The organism is Jonesia quinghaiensis DSM 15701 (genome assembly GCF_000423205.1).
GTDB lineage: Bacteria > Actinomycetota > Actinomycetes > Actinomycetales > Cellulomonadaceae > Jonesia > Jonesia quinghaiensis.
The window spans coordinates 22,254-39,596 of sequence record NZ_AUHN01000013.1; the positions used below are offsets into that span (position 1 = coordinate 22,254).

At 56.4% G+C, this 17,343-nt stretch carries 15 protein-coding genes, 1 tRNA gene and 1 pseudogene; 13 read left to right on the forward strand and 4 right to left on the reverse strand.

Going from position 1 to position 17,343, the window contains the following annotated elements; genetic code table 11:
• Nucleotides 1-90 precede the first annotated feature (90 nt).
• The 3 genes from G538_RS0112315 (at nucleotide 91) to G538_RS0112325 (ending at nucleotide 5,018) form a co-directional block, all read left to right on the forward strand.
• Entirely contained in the window at nucleotides 91-984 is an 894-nt protein-coding gene (locus tag G538_RS0112315) for a phosphatase PAP2 family protein (protein WP_169514127.1), read from the forward strand.
• A gap of 110 nt (nucleotides 985-1,094) precedes the next feature.
• Nucleotides 1,095-3,932 (forward strand): type I DNA topoisomerase, encoded by a 2,838-nt coding sequence (topA, locus tag G538_RS0112320; protein WP_029069541.1) that lies wholly within the window; start codon nucleotides 1,095-1,097, stop codon nucleotides 3,930-3,932.
• A gap of 33 nt (nucleotides 3,933-3,965) precedes the next feature.
• Nucleotides 3,966-5,018 carry a Gfo/Idh/MocA family protein gene (locus G538_RS0112325; RefSeq protein ID WP_051197142.1) on the forward strand — a complete coding sequence of 351 codons (1,053 nt, stop codon included), beginning with the start codon at nucleotides 3,966-3,968 and terminating at the stop codon, nucleotides 5,016-5,018.
• A gap of 72 nt (nucleotides 5,019-5,090) precedes the next feature.
• On the opposite strand, the gene G538_RS0112330 is transcribed toward G538_RS0112325, so the two are convergent.
• Nucleotides 5,091-5,774, reverse strand: coding sequence for an HAD family hydrolase (locus tag G538_RS0112330; protein ID WP_245566865.1), 684 nt, complete (start codon nucleotides 5,772-5,774; stop codon nucleotides 5,091-5,093).
• 54 nt (nucleotides 5,775-5,828) lie between these two features.
• On the opposite strand from G538_RS0112330, the gene tmk reads away from it, so the two are divergent.
• The 4 genes from tmk (at nucleotide 5,829) to G538_RS0112350 (ending at nucleotide 9,385) form a co-directional block, all read left to right on the forward strand.
• Complete coding sequence (gene tmk, locus G538_RS0112335; RefSeq protein WP_029069544.1) at nucleotides 5,829-6,509, forward strand: dTMP kinase; 681 nt, start codon at nucleotides 5,829-5,831, stop codon at nucleotides 6,507-6,509.
• Nucleotides 6,506-7,633 carry a DNA polymerase III subunit delta' gene (locus G538_RS0112340; RefSeq protein WP_029069545.1) on the forward strand — a complete coding sequence of 376 codons (1,128 nt, stop codon included), beginning with the start codon at nucleotides 6,506-6,508 and terminating at the stop codon, nucleotides 7,631-7,633. The genes tmk and G538_RS0112340 overlap by 4 nt, the downstream gene beginning before the upstream one ends.
• 36 nt (nucleotides 7,634-7,669) lie before the next feature.
• Nucleotides 7,670-9,214, forward strand: coding sequence for an alpha/beta hydrolase (locus tag G538_RS0112345; protein ID WP_029069546.1), 1,545 nt, complete (start codon nucleotides 7,670-7,672; stop codon nucleotides 9,212-9,214).
• Between the two features lie 98 nt (nucleotides 9,215-9,312).
• Nucleotides 9,313-9,385: transfer RNA gene (locus G538_RS0112350), tRNA-Thr, on the forward strand.
• Between the two features lie 135 nt (nucleotides 9,386-9,520).
• Here the strand turns inward: G538_RS0112350 and G538_RS0112355 are convergent.
• Complete coding sequence (locus G538_RS0112355; protein ID WP_029069547.1) at nucleotides 9,521-9,778, reverse strand: hypothetical protein; 258 nt, start codon at nucleotides 9,776-9,778, stop codon at nucleotides 9,521-9,523.
• 496 nt (nucleotides 9,779-10,274) lie between these two features.
• Here G538_RS0112355 and G538_RS0112360 point away from each other — a divergent pair, with 496 nt between their 5' ends.
• From G538_RS0112360 to G538_RS16740, 4 genes are all read left to right on the forward strand, one after another.
• Nucleotides 10,275-11,291 carry a hypothetical protein gene (locus G538_RS0112360; RefSeq protein ID WP_157544495.1) on the forward strand — a complete coding sequence of 339 codons (1,017 nt, stop codon included), beginning with the start codon at nucleotides 10,275-10,277 and terminating at the stop codon, nucleotides 11,289-11,291.
• Nucleotides 11,292-11,366: 75 nt separating this feature from the next.
• Nucleotides 11,367-12,374: a hypothetical protein gene (locus G538_RS0112365; protein ID WP_029069549.1), complete on the forward strand. Its 1,008-nt coding sequence runs from the start codon at nucleotides 11,367-11,369 to the stop codon at nucleotides 12,372-12,374.
• Nucleotides 12,358-13,452: a hypothetical protein gene (locus G538_RS16735; protein WP_035834320.1), complete on the forward strand. Its 1,095-nt coding sequence runs from the start codon at nucleotides 12,358-12,360 to the stop codon at nucleotides 13,450-13,452. The genes G538_RS0112365 and G538_RS16735 overlap by 17 nt, the downstream gene beginning before the upstream one ends.
• Nucleotides 13,453-13,457: 5 nt before the next feature.
• Complete coding sequence (locus tag G538_RS16740) at nucleotides 13,458-14,165, forward strand: ABC transporter ATP-binding protein (protein WP_035834321.1); 708 nt, start codon at nucleotides 13,458-13,460, stop codon at nucleotides 14,163-14,165.
• 20 nt (nucleotides 14,166-14,185) lie between these two features.
• Here the strand turns inward: G538_RS16740 and map are convergent, their stop codons facing one another.
• The gene (gene map / locus G538_RS0112380) at nucleotides 14,186-14,959 is read right to left on the reverse strand and encodes a type I methionyl aminopeptidase (RefSeq protein ID WP_029069550.1); all 774 of its coding nucleotides are present in this window, start codon (nucleotides 14,957-14,959) and stop codon (nucleotides 14,186-14,188) included.
• 65 nt (nucleotides 14,960-15,024) lie between these two features.
• On the opposite strand from map, the gene G538_RS0112385 reads away from it, so the two are divergent.
• Nucleotides 15,025-15,327, forward strand: coding sequence for a helix-turn-helix domain-containing protein (locus G538_RS0112385; protein ID WP_029069551.1), 303 nt, complete (start codon nucleotides 15,025-15,027; stop codon nucleotides 15,325-15,327).
• 59 nt (nucleotides 15,328-15,386) lie between these two features.
• On the opposite strand, the gene G538_RS0112390 is transcribed toward G538_RS0112385, so the two are convergent.
• Nucleotides 15,387-16,133 (reverse strand): YceI family protein, encoded by a 747-nt coding sequence (locus G538_RS0112390; protein WP_051197144.1) that lies wholly within the window; start codon nucleotides 16,131-16,133, stop codon nucleotides 15,387-15,389.
• Nucleotides 16,134-16,763: 630 nt separating this feature from the next.
• Here G538_RS0112390 and G538_RS0112395 point away from each other — a divergent pair.
• A pseudogene (locus G538_RS0112395) lies at nucleotides 16,764-17,343 on the forward strand (hypothetical protein); the annotation flags it as partial.

Consider the following 17,343-nt stretch of genomic DNA (forward strand, 5'->3'; position numbering starts at 1 on the left):
ATTGTAGGTTGTAAGCCCTTGGTGAAGACGAGCGTCATATCTCGTTGACATGGTCCGAGGCACAACATGACATGCTCTACGGTGGGGGTTGTGCATTCCTCGCGTTACGGTCGCTGGTTCCAGTTCACCGCCCTGCTCACAGCTGTGCTCTGTGCAGTGGCGACCTATGTGTTGTGGCGAGTCTTCGTCGCGACCGCTCGTGGTCAACGCCTTGAACAGATCGCCTTCGAAGGGTCCACTTACGGGAAAAACCACCTGTGGGGCCTGGGGCAACCACTTTTGGAGACCGTCTCAACTGTATATGTTGCAGTCTCAGTTGTGGTGATTGTGGTCATCGCTTTACTCCGCAAACGCTGGGGGCTTGCTCTCCAAGTTGTTGTCCTGATCGGTGGGGCGAACGTCACCACACAGATATTGAAAAAAGTTGTGTTTGAGCGCCCTGACTTTGGGGTTCCAGCTAATTACGGTAATTCGCTTCCTTCCGGGCACACCACGGTGGCGGCGGCGGCGTCCATGGCTTTGTTGATTGCTGTTCCTCGGCGGTTTCGACCAGTCGTCGCCATAGCGGGCGCCGCCTACACCGCCGTAATGGGAGTGTCTACTCTGGTTGGGAACTGGCACCGCGCAAGTGACGTGGTGGCTGGAATCCTTGTCGCCGCGCTGTGGTGCGCACTTGTGACGGTTTTCGCAACCCGCACCGCTAGGGACCCTCGTGACGTGCACTCCGCACCGTGGACGATCGCTGCGTTATCCATGCTCATGGTGGTGACACTGGCTTTTGGAGTTGTGGCTGCATGGCTCTACGGAGGAGCAGCGCTTGACGCTCATGCGGGGGCGGTGGTCACTGATGAACTTGAACGGCGCGCGTATGTTGGTAGTGTGGCAGGCGTTGTCGCTGTGAGCGCGTTGGTGTTTGCAGTGCTGTTAGGACTGAGGCAGGCGACGATGCGCGCGATCAGTCGTAGCAGGGACTCCGTCGCGTAAGGCGTCGTCACAGACCTTAAGGTCCGAAATGACGCTGTCGCACTATATATTTGGCACAGCAATGTCTCTCGCCGTTATGGCGGTTCATGTGAGTGGAAGCAGGATAGTTCATGGCCCAAGGTCGCAAACTCGTCATCGTGGAGTCGCCAGCAAAGGCGCGCACGATTGCCAGCTATCTTGGCGACGACTTCGAGGTTGAGGCGAGCGTCGGGCATATTCGTGACCTTCCGCAGCCCAGTGAACTACCTGCGGAGTTGAAGAAGTCAGGGTATGGCAAGTTCGCCGTCGACGTCGACAATGGCTTCGCCCCGTACTACGAGGTTTACTCCGATAAAAAGAAAAAAGTTACGGAATTACGGCGCCTGTTGAAGGACGCCGATGAGTTGTACCTCGCAACTGATGAGGACCGTGAGGGTGAAGCGATTGCGTGGCATCTTCTTGAGGCATTGAAGCCGAAGGTTCCCGTCAAGCGAATGGTGTTCCACGAGATCACCCGCGAAGCGATTCAGCGGGCACTGTCCTCAACCCGCGAGTTGGATGAGCGCCTTGTGGACGCTCAGGAAACACGTCGAATTCTCGACCGGTTGTACGGTTACGAAGTTTCTCCTGTGCTGTGGCGCAAGGTCCGTCAAGGGCTTTCCGCTGGCCGCGTGCAGTCTGTTGCGACCCGTTTGGTTGTGGAGCGCGAACGCGAACGTATGGCGTTTGTGCCCGCGGAATACTGGGATGTCACAGCGACATTCACAGCAACAACAGGGGCGGATGCTGGCGGTTCTTTCGGTGCCCGGTTGACACACTTGGATGGTGCACGTGTGGCATCTGGGCGTGACTTCACCGACCGCGGTGAGCTGAAATCACGCGACGTTGTGCATGTGTCGCAGGGGCAAGCCCGCGCTTTGGCGGAATCACTGGATTCTGCCCGCGCCACGGTGTTGTCACTTGATACCAAGCCGTACACGCGGCGCCCGGCTGCTCCGTTTACGACCTCTACGCTTCAGCAAGAAGCGTCACGTAAGTTGCGGATGTCCTCTAAAGTTGCGATGCGGGTAGCCCAAACGCTGTATGAAAACGGGTACATCACCTACATGCGTACGGACTCCCCGGTGTTGTCGAGCCAAGCGGTTTCTGCTGCTCGTGGGCAGGCTGCTGAACTGTATGGGGCGGAGTTTGTTCCAGATAAACCGCGTGTTTATGCCTCCAAAGCTAAGGGCGCTCAGGAAGCTCACGAGGCGATCCGTCCCGCTGGTGACACGTTCCGCACCCCCGCTCACGTTGCCAAAGAACTCAGTGGCGACCAGTTCCGGTTGTATGAGCTGATTTGGAAGCGCACAGTTGCTTCCCAGATGGCTGATGCGCGTGGGTCAACGGCGTCAGTCCGCATTGGCGCACAGGCACAGTTTGATGGGAAAACTGCTGAGGCAGTGTTCTCCGCATCGGGAACGGTCATCACCTTCCGTGGGTTCCTTGCCGCATATGAAGAGGGCCGTGACGTTGAGCGTTACGACGAGGCGAAAGACGGCGATAGCCGGCTCCCGCAGATGACACAGGGCGACGCCTTGGATTCCTCAGATATCACCGCTGATGGGCACGCAACAACACCGCCACCACGGTTTACTGAAGCGTCGTTGGTTAAAGCGCTAGAGGAACGCGGTATTGGCCGCCCGTCCACCTATGCGTCAACAATTTCAACGATCCAGGACCGCGGGTATGTGAATAGTCGCGGTCAGGCACTGGTTCCTTCGTGGGTGGCCTTTGCTGTTATTCGCCTTCTTGAAGAGCACTTCTCGCAACTCATTGACTACGATTTCACGGCCCAAATGGAATCAGACCTGGATGAGATCGCTGCTGGTGACGCTGAACGAGTGTCATGGTTGACTGAGTTCTACTTTGGCGCGGAAGGTGCGAAAAAAACAGGCCTCAAGCAACTGGTAGATGACCTAGGCGACATTGACGCCCGGGATATCAACACGGTTCCGCTCGGTGAAGGGCTCGTTCTGCGTGTTGGCCGTTACGGTCCTTACATTGAAGATCTCAGCACTGAGGTTAAGGAGGGTGAAAACCCGCCACGCGCATCAGTGCCTGACGAGATCGCCCCAGATGAACTCACTGTTGAGAAAGCGCGCGAACTACTCGCTACGCAAAAAGACGGTGACATTGTTCTTGGGACTGACCCGGTTAGCGGGCATGAGGTTGTCGCTAAAGCTGGGCGATTCGGTCCTTACGTCACCGAGATCATTCCTGAACCAGAACTCGATGAGTCGATGAGTGCGGCGGCAAAAAAGAAAGCGAAAGCTGCCCTTCCCAAGCCGCGCACCGCATCACTGTTTAAAACCCAGTCACTGGACACCATCACCCTCGACGAAGCGCTACGGCTTTTGTCGTTGCCTCGTGTTGTCGGTGTTGACCCAGAGTCAGACACCGAAATCACTGCGAACAACGGGCGCTACGGGCCATACCTGAAAAAGGGCACTGACTCACGCACCATCGACAGCGAAGAAATGCTTCTCACCATCACGTTGGAAGAAGCGCTAGAGATCTACAAACAACCCAAGCGAGGGCGCGGTGCAACAGCAAGCGCACCTCTGCGTGAGTTGGGCATCGATCCCACCAGTGAAAAACCCATTGTCATTAAAGATGGACGTTTCGGGCCGTACGTCACTGACGGCAAAACGAACCGTACCCTCCCCAAAGACGCGCCCGTTGAGTCAGTAACGTTTGAACAAGCAGTTGATCTGCTCGCTGAAAAGCGTGCGAAGGCTCCAGTCAAACGCGCAACAACAAAAACCGCAGCAAAGAAAACCCCCGCCAAGACGGCTGCAACAAAAACTGCTGCAAAGAAGACAACGGCAACAAAAACAACAGCGACAAAGGCAGCCGCGAAGAAAACAACTGCCACAAAAACTGCTGCGAAGAAAACCAGCACCACAACAAAGAAGGCCGATTCGTAGCAGCGCGCGACCTGCGCAGGTAGAGTCAGTGGAATGGAACACATCTCAATTCCTTCCGCCCTGAAAACCGGCATCGCACCCTCCCCACAGGATGCTCCAGCAATACGCTGGGGCATCCTTGGCGCAGGGTGGATTTCCTCTACTTTTGCCAACGCGGTGACGCAACGTACCGCATCAACGATCGCTGCGGTTGCTTCCCGTGATGTGACAAAAGCCCAAGGATTCATTGACGAACACCTTGGCAGCGCAGCCCAAGAATCCCGGGCCTACGGCTCCTATGAAGAACTCGTTGCAGACGACTCCCTCGACGCTATTTACGTAGGAACCCCCCACTCACACCACCGTGAGCACGCACTCCTCGCCATTAAAGCGGGCAAGCACGTACTCGTGGAAAAAGCGTTCACCCGCAATGTCGCTGAAGCACGTGAGGTGCTTGATGCAGCCCGCGAAGCCGGTGTGTTTGTTATGGAAGCAATGTGGACCCGTTTCCTGCCACACATCGCTCAGGTGCGGCACATCATTGAATCTGGTGTGCTCGGCGACATCGTCACCGTGATCGCTGATCACGGACAGGCCTTTGAGTTCGACGCTGAGCACCGCCTCTACAACCCTGACCTCGCTGGTGGGGCGCTCCTCGACCTGGGCGTATACCCCGTGGCATTTGCTCACGACGTACTGGGCTTGCCTCAAGAGATCATCGCTCGCGGTGTCCTGACGCAAACACAGGTTGATGGGCAAATCTCCATGGTGTTCAGCTACGGGGACAACAGCCAAGCGAGCCTCAACACCACCTTGTGGGCGCAAACGCCGACTACCGCAACCATTGCTGGGACGAAGGGGCGCATCGAGATTGATGGTGCGTTTTATGCTCCCACCTCATTCCGGCACATCACCTACAGCCGTTCTGTTGCCTCGTACGAGCGGGACGACGTTCTCGGACTCGAATTTGAAGCCGCAGAAGTAGCACGGTGCATCAGCGACGGTAAAACTGAGAGCCCACGCATGCCATGGCAAGCGACCCTCGACATCATGAGCATGATGGATGACATTCGTGCTCAAGCGGGAGTGGTTTACCCAGGCGAGTGACCGCGGTTACCTGTCCACTACACTGAGGTGGGGCGCCAGACAGCATTGTCTGGCGCCCCGCACCCCTTATGATCACTGCGGGGTGGCAGAGCCACTGAAGAGCACCCCAGCGTCCGTGACAACGCACTGCAGCGTTTCGAGTGACTGGAGGTAGGCATCGGCCTGAAGTTCCTCCAGTGCGTGTGTGCCCGGTACCGCGATGGTGGCGCACCCCGCTGCCCGGCCAGCAGCCAACCCTGTTGGAGCATCCTCCACCACCACACAACGCGCGGGATCAACTCCGAGCAGTTGCGCTGCTCGCAAGTACGGTTCAGGGTTCGGCTTGCCGTGTGTGACATCGTCTGCAGTCACCACAACCGCCATATCAATGCCCGTGACCGCCATACGAACCTGCGCCAAGCCGCGTGTTGACGATGTCACAATTGCCCGCCGCTGCTGAGGCAGCGCCGCCAACACGTCGTGAGCACCAGGCATCAACTCGATGCCGTCCGTCGCATGAGTTTCCATATCCACAATGCGATGAAAACCCTCATCCCACTGCTCACGGGGGAGGAGTTGCTCGACGATGGCGCGTGCCGGAGTGCCATGGAACTGGTGGTAATGCTCAGGTGGGTACCCGTAGTGCTGCATCCACAGCCCCCAACAGTGCTCAGTGACGTGAATGGAGCTAATGAGGGTGCCATCCATGTCCCACAACACGGCGTCAAAAAGGCGATCGGAGAACTTGTAGCCAGGAGTTGGAAGAAAAGTGTCCACGAGGATGAGCCTACGATGCCAACGACACTCAGCCCCAACCGATAGGGTTGGACTGTGCGCGACGAACAACACCAGACACCCGGCCTCTTCATCACTTTCGAAGGCGGCGACGGCAGTGGCAAAACCACACAAGCCAAGCTTGCAGCCCAATGGCTTCACGACACCTACGCGCACGATGTCCTCCTCACCCGCGAACCTGGTGGAACCGACCTGGGGCGCCACATTCGAGAACTCGTCCTCCACGGACAAGACATGGGCCCTCGCGCCGAGGCTCTGCTGTATGCAGCCGACCGGGCCCACCATGTTCACTCCCTGGTGCGCCCAGCCCTAGAAGATGGCCGCACCGTTGTGTGCGACCGGTACTTCGATTCATCGATCGCCTACCAAGGCGGCGGGCGAACACTCACCCCAACAGCGATCCGTGACCTGTCCCTGTGGGCGGTTGACGGGCTCATGCCAGATCTCACCATCCTTATTGATGTGACCGCCCACGTGGGCGCGTCACGTCTCGTGGGTGCACCCGACCGGCTAGAACGGGCCGGAGCAGGATTCCACGACCGCACCCACGCCACGTACCGCCAACTCGCTGAAGAAGAACCTCACCGGTGGGCAGTTGTTGATGGTGATGGCACTATTGAACAGGTGGCGCAGCGGGTTCAGTTAGCCCTCAGCGCGCGACTGGGTGAACGGCTTGGCGGCAGGAATGACAGTGGGCAACCAGGAGGCAGCGCGTGAGCGTATGGGATGACCTCGTTGGGCAGCAAAACGTCGTTGACACTCTTCGCCGTGCCATTAGCGACCCTGCGGCGATGACCCACGCTTGGCTCCTGACTGGCCCACCAGGATCAGGGCGCTCCAACGCCGCCCGCGCCTTTGCCGCCGCCCTGCAATGCCCACAAGATGGTTGCGGTGTGTGTGCTCAATGTCTGGGTGTGCTCCGAGGAACCCACCCGGATGTTTCCATCGTCGCCACAGAAAAAGTCACCATCGCCATCGATGAAGTCCGCGACCTCATTGGTAAAGCGACCCGCACCCCCTCCCAAGGGCGGTGGCGGGTCATCATTATCGAAGACGCTGACCGCATGATGGAACGCACCACAAACGTGTTACTGAAAGCCATCGAAGAACCCCCAGCGCGCACCATCTGGTTGCTGTGCGCACCCAGCCCACAAGATGTGATGGTCACCATCCGCTCACGGTGTCGCTCCGTCACACTGCGAGTCCCCCCACTGGAGGATGTGGCGCAGCTCTTGATGGCGAAAGATGGTGTAGATGAAGGAACAGCTCGCATCTGCGCTGCAGCAGCCCAAGCGCACATCGGACTTGCTCACCGTTACGCGCGCGATCCGCAAGCACTTGAACGGCGCAACTCCATCATCCGATTGGGCGCACGGGTCACATCGGTGCCCGACGCTGTGTATGCGGCAGCTCAACTCTTGGAGATCGCACAACACGAAGCACAAGAAGCCACTGCGGAACGCGACGCAGCCGAAAAAGAAGAACTCCTCCGCACGCTTGGTGCACAAGACGCAAAAACCTTGCCACCTGCGCTTCGAAGCCAAATCAAAGCCCTCGAAGATGACCAAAAACGCCGTGCCACGCGGCACCAGCGAGACGTCATCGACCGGTCAATTTCCGACCTCATGTCACTACACCGCGATATTCTCCTGCTACAAACCGGTACTCAAGCAGATTTTGTGAACACGGAACTTAGCGATATCGTCCACGACCTCGCTGGTCGCTGCACCCCAGAGCACACGTTGCACCGCATCGACGCGATGCGCCAAGCACGCACCCGGCTCGCAGGAAACGTTGCACCACTCCTCGCCCTCGAAGCGATGCTCATCCAACTGCGTTAACCTCAGCTACACCCACCACAACACCCGGAGAACCACATGACATCACGCCCGATGCCCCGCCTAGCGGCTGTGGGTGCGATCCTCGCGCTCACGCTCGCAGCATGCTCACAAGAGCAAACGGAACCCACAGAGCAGGAAAGCACCACCCAGCAGGGAAAGCCCGCTGGAACTGTGCAAGAAGGGTTTGAGACTTACTACGAGCAGAGTGTTGCGTGGGAACAATGTGGTGGTGGAACGTTCCAATGTGCTGATATCACAGCCCCCATGGACTGGAATGACCCAGAATCCGAAACCATCACCATCGCCGCCCAAATGTACGAGGCACGTGGTGACGCAAAAGGCACCGTCATCATCAACCCAGGTGGCCCGGGCGGTTCAGGAGTGGAACTCGTAGGGGTTGCGCCACTGATCTTTGGTGAGGACCTGCTAGAAAACTACAACGTTCTCGGGTTTGACCCACGCGGAGTCAGCGCCTCCAGTGCCGTGACCTGCTATGACGCCCCAGAAATGGACCGTTACCTCTCGCTCTCCGTCAACACAGTGAACGAAAAGACACTCCCCATCCTCCAAGAAGAAGCCGACAAGTTCGCACAAGCCTGCTTGGACAACACTGGAGACCTGCTCGGCCACGTTGACACGATCAGCTCGGCACGCGACGTTGACCTGTTGCGTTCCGTCATGGGTGACGAAAAACTCCACTACCTCGGGTTCTCCTACGGAACCCAACTCGGCGCAACCTACGCGGGACTGTTCCCAGAAAACGTTGGCCGCATGGTGCTCGACGGCGCTATCGACCCACGCCTGACCCCCTTTGAACAAACCATTGAACAAGCACAAGGGTTCGAAAGCTCGCTGCGCCTCTACGTTGACAGCTGCCTGTCCACACCAGAATCCTGCCCGCTGACCGGCACCACAGACGAAGCAATGGAGCAGATCAGTGAACTCCTTGATGACATCTCAGCCACCCCACTGCAAACCGACGACCCAGACGGTCGAGTCCTCACGCGCTCACTAGCGTTCTACGGTGTTGCATACCCCATGTACGCCCCAGTGATTTGGGATCAACTCAGCGCAGCGCTCGACTCGGCAATGAACACCAATGACGGTTCACTCCTCCTCGACCTTTCCGACCAGTACTTCGGGCGTGAAGACGGCGAGTACACGTCCAACCAGACTGAAGCTTTCAACGCCATTAACTGCATGGACTCACGCGGCACCGAAGACCTCGCAGGCATGGACGAAGAAGCACAGAAAATCGTTGACGCTGCACCAGTCATGGGTGAGTCATTTACCTATGGTGGGGTTGGCTGCGCAAACTGGCCGTTCGATGTTGTGGAAAGCGACTACGACATGGCAGCCCCCGGCGCCGCACCAATCCTCGTTGTCGGAACAACCAACGACCCAGCAACCCCCTACAAGTGGGCTGAAGGCCTCGCAGAGGTCCTCGAATCAGGTGTTCTGATCACCAGTGAAGGCGACGGCCACACTGCGTACGGGCAGTCCACCCAGTGCATCATTGACACAGTTGACGCGTACTTTGTGGACGGAACAGTACCCGAAACCGACCCAGTGTGTTCGTGATCACTAATCACGATTTTGCGTTACGTCGTGGAACATCGGTAAGGTAATGGAGGTTCTTCGCTCGCATCAGTGATCCGCTCCGGGTGTGAGAGAAGCCAGCCGCCTTAGCTCAGTCGGTAGAGCGTTTCACTCGTAATGAAAAGGTCACGAGTTCGATTCTCGTAGGCGGCTCGATCTCAACCGCGTGGTACTGGAATTCAGCCCTCGAATCCGTTTTCGGATTCGAGGGCTTTTTCTTGCCCAAATGTTCTGGCCACGCAGTGAATCCCGCACCTCCATGCGGACCGCGAGCAAACACCGCGTCGATTACTTCTGCTGCTCTGTGTGGCCATCCTCTTTAATCCATCCAGAATGTTGCATCGCCAACAGAACTGGAAACACCCAATTAAAGTACAGCTCTACCGGAACTGGATCTGTTCCATAAATCAGAGCCCGAACTCCAGAGAGAGCAAATAGAGCAAGGTAAGTAGCTGTAATGACCACTCTGCGGGGCTGGCTTACGAAGGTTTTAAAATACATCTGCGCTCCTTTTGCCACAAAGCATAACTGACTACGCTTCTGCATGAAATCTCCTACCCCTAGATTCTCTGGAAGTGCTGGCAATGGAGATAGAAACGGAAACCGGTGTTCCCGCATATCCAGCTGTGTACTTCAGGTGCTGGCAGCGTTTTGGTGAATGGTTCCGGGCTATACCGGCCTGGAGCACAACTACGCCGCCGAGTCCAACTTCGATGATCCAGCCCAGATCTCAGCCTGTGCATGGGCTGGTTTACGGCAAACACTCATCGGGCTGGCGCTGTGCCTGGTCTCACTAGTTCTTTGGTATGCCGCATGGAGCCGCATAAGAAAAACCGAAACCCGTTCACAAGCGAATCGGTGATATTCACCGGTGCTCCGTTGCGCGAACATTTGGTTACACAGTTCTCGGATATCCAGCCCCCTAAAAATACTGGTGGGCAATCTCCACGATAGTCTCTTCGACTGTGGCAGTTGTGTGTGGGAAGTCCGTATTATTTTGCTGCTGCTTGATGTCGTGTTCGTGTAGGTGTTTGATGTGTAGGTGACACTATCCGAGAGCAATAGCGAGGCAGTGGACTTTTCTCCGCACCTTCATGGTTGGATTGAAACGCTGCTTTACCTGTGTAGTCGTGGTGAGGTGCTGGGTATTCCCTTAGCGGAACGTCGTGCTCTGGAGGGGCTTGTTCCTGATCACCATGACATTCAACGCCCTCAATTTGCTTTATACGATGAAGTCAGTGCCCCACATGACGAGATTGATTCGTGGTTTAACCAGGCCGATTGGCAAACGAGATTCCTCATTATTGCCGGCGAACAGTCTAGGTTACTTGGCGGGGCAGGTGAGGGCTTCAGTGTTCCTGCAGATAAAGCACCACTGCTGGAGAAGTATGCACAATGGTTTGCACAGATTCTCCGCGACCATCTGACCCTAGGGAACGATTACTACTTAAGCGCACGGGTCTTACCGGACCCTGCAATTCGTGAAGTTCACGCCAATCCACACTCCCTCATACTTATGGACCCGGCTGTTGAATCAAGTCAGTGGTGGACAACCCCTAACTATCTTCGCCCTCAATCGTGGCCGCTGACTTATTCTCGGCGTTTCGTTCCAGCTACTGGACGGTTGTCCGTACTCACCAGTGCGGAGCTGTTCGTCGAAGACACGACGCGCGACATCGTTGAAGATCTCATTGACGGCAAACAATCAGTTAATGCTGAAGTTGCTGGCCGCCGTGGAAGGCTGTGGGGGAAAGACATGTGGGACAGGCCAGATAGATTGCCGGTGTACACCGTTAACTCGGGTTCTGACTTCGCTGATCTTGTTGCCCGATTCCCACATATCATTCCGCCCAACACCCGCCACACGCTCAGAGACACCCTCACTGTTGGTGCCCGCATTGACGTTATCCCCGATTGGGCGCAGATAGCCCAACACTATTCAGGCGTCTTTGTCAGCGCTGAAGCGTTTCTCCGCGACACATGGTTACCGTTACAAACCCCCCATGGTTTAACGGTCATGACCAACTGGGCACCAGAAACCCTCTACCGCATCCGCTGAATCCAAAACCCAGAGAACTATGTGAAGCATCGGGTATCGAAAAAAAGGGGAGGTGCTGTGCAGGGGCGAAAGGTAATGACAGCACTGACCATCAGTGCATTCTTCATGGTGTGGATCGCCCTAGGGTGGCAGTTCCACCACACCGCATACGGGAGAAACGCCACGGCGCTTGGATATTCTGGGCCCGGTGTTGAAGTGGTCGCACTGTACGACCCGTCGCCCGGATCAGCCGACAATCCTGTTGCTGACATCGCTAGCCTTTTTGACCTGTCCATTGCGTATGAGAGGCAACTAAACTCAGGGGTGCTCACCATCACCGACCCTGAGCAACGTTTCAACACCCAGGGCGGGCCACTCCTTCCTCACGACCTCGCTCACAATGAAACGGCCAGTTGGGTTGGTGTCAGTGAAGCAGTCCCTATCACCGACCATGACGTTGCGGTGAGTATCAGCCCGGACTTTCACGGCACAGTCCTCGACCCGGTACCTTCAGGCCTTTCACTCATCGGTTCACTGCAAGCCGCCTATGTATCTCAAGATATTCAGCCCTTTATTGACGGCAGGTATTACTTCGCTGGTGAGTATGTTGCAGACACTGACGGCATTGATCACATTGTTGGTCGAATGGAAGCACAAGGGTTCAGCATTGTTGCTGTGACCCCCTTTGCTGATAATTCAAACCTTTCTCGGGCAATTGAAAGTAACATGTCAGGCCGTTATCTGATTGTGCTGGGGCTGTTCTTCACAGTAGTGGTGGTGTCCACCTATGTTGTGCTGCAGGGGCATGCTGCCGCGCATCGGAAAAACCTTGAAGCCCTTGCCGTGTGCGGCGGAGACAGCCGACACCTGAAGCGCGCTACTTACAGCGCATTGCTCAAACCCGTGTTGGCTGGATTTGCCATAGCCTTGGTGGTTTCCAGTGGCTTACATGCCTATTTACAACCACTCTCCGGTATAGCTCACGCAGAAGCCATCAGCATTATTGTGCTGCCATTGAGTGCCGCAATGATCAACCTCTTTGCCATAGCAAAAATGGTGACCAATAGGGCTGTGCGGAAGGTGGGGCATGTACTCCCTCTTTAACCGCCTCGTCAGCGACATCAGCAGAACAATAGGGCTGTTGCTATCCCTGGGAGCGACAACTTTTGTGATGGCGACACTTGGCACGTACCTAGCGATTTTTGCGAATGAATATGTCATCACCACACGGCTTGACGGGCAGCAACCAGCAGCTGAACTGGCGTTTCTTCGCGTCATTGATCCGCAAGCATCAATGCTCTCCAGCCTAAATGTTGACAATGGCGATGAGAGCGGCAGTGGAGACGACGCCGGTTTGACGTTTGGCGCTGCGGATGCCAACGCCCCTGGGGTTCCCTTACTCCTTGACAGGATGGTCACTGATCCCCGCCTGACCATCGCGGGGCCAATTGATAGGTTTGGTCTCACGCCGACAAACTATTTTCCTGACCCGCAAGGTGTGGTCATCGTCGGGGCTGACCCACCCGATGCAGGCACCGATACTTACATTCAAGGAACCGGGCACGTTATCCCCACCCGCGGTAAAGCCGTGTATCAGGTAACCCCAGAGGTGTTTGATTCCGTGTTTGATGCACGCACTCTTGCCCCCGGGGAACTCATGTCCACCGTGACCTGCCGTTGTGGAGTGATCGAACTCCAGAACATTGCTGACAAGATGACCTTGGCTGAGCAGGTAGCGGAAACAGGGCGGGTGTATTACGCGCTGGGGTACCAAGACATTCGCGGCGAAGAGAGTTTCTATCGTGTGTCGTCCTCAGTGTGGAACCTTGTTTTGAGTGTCGCTGTGATTGCTGTTTTTGCTGGGATGGTGGTCTCGTTGTGCCAACGCATCTGGGGCCTTCACAAGCTTCCATGCAGAATTGACCGGCTCAATGGGGCATCGCACGGCGCTTTGCAGGCGCGCTTTCATGTGCAAATTCTGTTCGCGTTTACGCTTCCGGCGGTAGGTGGGTTTTTGCTGGTCAATATTGGGGTTGGTTCGACAGGTTTCCCGCCAGCGTTTACTGAGAACGCAACCCGCGCCATCATCGCGGGATTGTTGGCCGTACACATTATTGCGTCGCTGCCCGCAACGGTTGCTATCCGGCGCATGTGCAATTATTCCCACGGAATATTGAGGTAATTATTGTGAGCAGTACCGTCCTTCACGCAACAGGCGTGAGTAAAAGCTTCCGTGATGGTAAAGAAACACGTCTCATTGTTCAGGGCGCTGATCTTACGGTTAGTGCAGGCGACATGGTGGGGGTCGTGGGGCCTTCTGGTAGCGGTAAATCGACGCTACTTGCCATGGTGGGCGGGTTGCTTCGCCCCGATGACGGACAGGTGATTCTTGCCGGTGAACTGGTTGACTACAGTAAACCCTCAACAGTGGCCCGGCTACGCAGGGAGTTCCTTGGGTGGATTTCCCAGGATTACGGCCTTGTGCCGAACGAGTCAGTGGCGCAGAGCGTTTCCTTGCCGCTGATATTTGATAAACCCCGCCTCACACGAGCCGCACGAGGCACAGCAGTGAAAGAAGCGCTAAAGACTGCTGGGTTGGACATTCCCACGTGGCGCCAAGTGGGGAAGTTGTCTGGTGGGGAGCGCCAACGAGTAGCGATTGCGCGGGCGCTGGTGCGCAAACCCACCCTCCTGATCGCGGATGAACCAACAGCCGCGCTCGATGAAGCAACGGGGCGCACCATCGTCGATAATTTCCGTGCAATTGCGGATTCAGGAACCGCTGTTCTCGTTGCCACCCACGACCCGCAGGTTATTGACGCGTGTGATCGCCTGTACCAGTTCAATGGCAACCACCTCGTGGAAGCAACACCTACTAAAAGCAACAACGCGTAAGCGAACCGTCCCCTGGCGATTTATTCAGGTCGTTGGGTGAGGATTTCCGCCCCATCCTCCGTGATAGCGATGGTGTGTTCGCTGTGTGCGGTGCGGCACCCGGTGGCGCTGCGTAGCGTCCACCCGTCGGCGTCTGTGATCAGTTCATCGGTGTCCGCCATAATCCACGGTTCCAGGGCAAGCATCAGCCCTGGGCGTAGTGTGTAGCCGCGCCCTGGGCGGCCAATGTTGGAGACGTGTGGGTCTTGGTGCATCGTTGACCCGATACCGTGGCCACCAAAATCGGTGTTTATCAGATAGCCAGCATCGTGCAACACGCTGCCCATAGCAAAGGAAATGTCGCCGATGCGCACCCCCGGCCCAGCAGCATCGATACCTGCCTGCAAGGCCTGTTCGGTGGTTGCGATCATCGCAATGTCATCCGCATGACGGGGCTTACCCACAATGAAACTCAATGCTGAGTCCGCCGCAATGCCACCTGTGAGGAGTGCGAGATCGACAGTCACAAGGTCGCCGTCGACTAAGGCGTAGTCGTGGGGGAGCCCATGCAATACGGCGTCATTTACTGAGGTGCAGATGTAGTGGCCAAAAGGCCCGCTCCCAAATGACGGTGCGTAGTCGACGTAGCAAGATGTTGCCCCAGCATCAAGGATCATTTCTTTTGCCCACTGGTCGATTTCCAGCAGGTTTGTACCTACGGTGGCGCGGGTTTTCACCGTATGCAAAATGTTCGCAACAAGCGCCCCTGAGGTGCGTGCGTGGGAGATTTCGGCGGGGTTGAGGATCTCAATCATCAAAAAACTCTTTTCAACATCCAATAACTATCCCGGTAATACTATCCCGCCGCTAGACTGGGTGCATGGTTAGGTTGCCACTTTCCCCACTGGACATTGAGCGTGGACAGCGCCTTGGTGCGCTTCTTCGTGATGCGCGAGGAGAGCGCACGATGCTCGACGTTGCCTTAGCAGCTGGAGTGTCCCCTGAAACTCTGCGGAAGATTGAATCGGGACGTGTAGCAACGCCCGCCTTTTCAACGATTGCCGCAATCACCGATGTGCTGGGGATATCCCTGGACGCTGTCTGGTTAGAGATCAATCCGCCGGAACGAGCAGGCGAATCGGGGCAAGGCGCCCCGGAGCTTCGGGCGAAGATCGCCTCTTAACAGCCACACGCATGAGGGCCACACCATCGTGTGATGGTGTGGCCCTCATGCGTGAAGTATCAGGACGCTGCTTGCTCCAAGTTGAGCAGGAACTCAACAGAGCCATCTGGCTCTACGCTGACGAAGCCAAGGTCTGGCGCGTCAACACCGAAGTCAGCGAAAGTAATGGGAATGCTGCCCGCTACCTGCACTCCGCTACCGTCAACAGCTGCTTGAAGCTCTGCGGTGACGGGTTGGGTTTCACCAGCAACGGTCAGTTCACCGGGAACGGACATTGTGGAACTGGCGCCGTTTGCGAGAAGGTCGGCGACGTCAACGGGCTCAGTGAGTGTGAACTCAGCGGTTGGGAATTCGCTGGTGCGTAGTGTGTTTTCCCGGAAGTAGTCATCGCGGCGGCCTTCGTCAGTGGTGATTGACGCGGTGTCCACGGTAATAGCCCCTGACTCGAGGGACTGATCTGCGACGGTGAATGTACCGGTGACGTCTTCTGTGCGGCCTACAACGGTGACATCCGTACCGTTGAGGACTTCGTCTACTCGGTAGCCAGCGTAGGACCCGGTACCTACCTGCCAGTCGCCCGATGCATCAGTCAGAGTGCTCTCTGGGGTGGTGTCACCACCGGCGGGGTCCGCTGATGCGGTGGCGACGGTGGGTGCTTCAGGTGCTTCGCCAACGATGTAGTCGCGGTAGATGATCGGGCCAACAAATGCGACGAGGAGGCCCAAGACGACAACGACTATTACGCCGATGATGATGTTCCGGCGTCTGTTCTGAGCGGGCGGGGCTGATGGTTGTGTGTTGCTCATAGTGATCCTTTCGCGGGGTCGGATTCAGCAATCACGGGGTGGTGTGCCTGATGAACTGTGTTCGTACCGTAAAGAGGCTTCCTTGGCGTTCGCTGTGGGTGGGCTGGGGAGAGACCGGGGGAGCAAGAAAAATCCCAACACGTGAGAAAAAGTGACGTGGGTTCCCTCTACCCAAAATAGGCGGTTATTTATTCATGAGCGAGAGGAAGTAGTCAGAAATGAGAGAAAAACGGCAAGCAGCAATCCCACTATGTGAGAATTCCTCAAGTTGTGACGGAGAACGCCGATGTAGATGTCACCATCTCTTTCCTCTTGCCATTAGCCGCTTAATCTGGATGAGGATGTCGATAATATGAGCGTTAAGTTCCTTTTGGTGTCTCAATGAACGAGATTGCAGTCTTGTAGACATATTTCACCCGCTATTTCACCCGCTAAGGGCCTCCCGGAGCACCTTTTTGCCCATGTGGACCTCTCTCCATCAGTGCTGATGGTGTTCAACGGCCCATTGTTCGCGCGTCATCGACTGCGTATTCATTAAGCGATCTTGGGGGAGATCGCGACTGCATATCTGTGCAGTTGCCGGAGTTATGAGTGGGTGGGCCCACTCGGTGCGAAATGGCAGATTGAACAATGACAACAAGGTTTATGCGCGCAGCGCGAATCCTCGCTGCAGCGGCACTTTCAACGGCTCTCATCACGGTTCCCGCGCTTCCAAGCAGCGCCACACCAGATGACGGAGCGACATACAACTCAGCAGGAGAGATTCTCACCTATGAGGTGGGTGGGTTCGTCCTGACACAACAGGGTGTCAGCCTCAAAAACGGTAAAAAGTTTGGGGACGCCTCTCACATCAACATCACGGTGCTCGACGCTTTGAAAACCACAGGTGACGCTGAGTTTTCCCGGAACTTCCACATCGAAGGCCCGTGCATCTACACAGGCTGGTCACCACAGTGCAACACCCCAAATGCATGGGGTCTCACCAAGGGCGACATTGCGAGCTACGCAGGCAAGTCATTCGTCCCGTGGAGCGCCCTAGGGATCAAGCTCACTCCTGAGACCTGCATCAAGTGGGTCCAGGTAGAAGGTTTCAACGAACACTTCGGGGAAGAAAAGTGGAAGGGCAAGAAATTCTGCGGGTGCAAAACACCTGAGAAGCCTGAGACCCCGGTGACTCCTGAGGAACCAACTGAGCCTGAGACCCCGGTGA

What these genes read in the sequence shown, in the direction of transcription:
- G538_RS0112385 (WP_029069551.1), top strand. Translation starts at nt 15,025, where the DNA reads ATGGTTAGGTTGCCACTTTCCCCACTGGACATTGAGCGTGGACAGCGC.
- map (WP_029069550.1), bottom strand. Translation starts at nt 14,959, where the DNA reads ATGATTGAGATCCTCAACCCCGCCGAAATCTCCCACGCACGCACCTCA.
- G538_RS0112355 (WP_029069547.1), bottom strand. Translation starts at nt 9,778, where the DNA reads ATGCAGAAGCGTAGTCAGTTATGCTTTGTGGCAAAAGGAGCGCAGATG.
- G538_RS0112325 (WP_051197142.1), top strand. Translation starts at nt 3,966, where the DNA reads ATGGAACACATCTCAATTCCTTCCGCCCTGAAAACCGGCATCGCACCC.
- G538_RS16735 (WP_035834320.1), top strand. Translation starts at nt 12,358, where the DNA reads ATGTACTCCCTCTTTAACCGCCTCGTCAGCGACATCAGCAGAACAATA.
- topA (WP_029069541.1), top strand. Translation starts at nt 1,095, where the DNA reads ATGGCCCAAGGTCGCAAACTCGTCATCGTGGAGTCGCCAGCAAAGGCG.
- G538_RS0112345 (WP_029069546.1), top strand. Translation starts at nt 7,670, where the DNA reads ATGACATCACGCCCGATGCCCCGCCTAGCGGCTGTGGGTGCGATCCTC.
- G538_RS0112390 (WP_051197144.1), bottom strand. Translation starts at nt 16,133, where the DNA reads ATGAGCAACACACAACCATCAGCCCCGCCCGCTCAGAACAGACGCCGG.
- G538_RS0112365 (WP_029069549.1), top strand. Translation starts at nt 11,367, where the DNA reads ATGACAGCACTGACCATCAGTGCATTCTTCATGGTGTGGATCGCCCTA.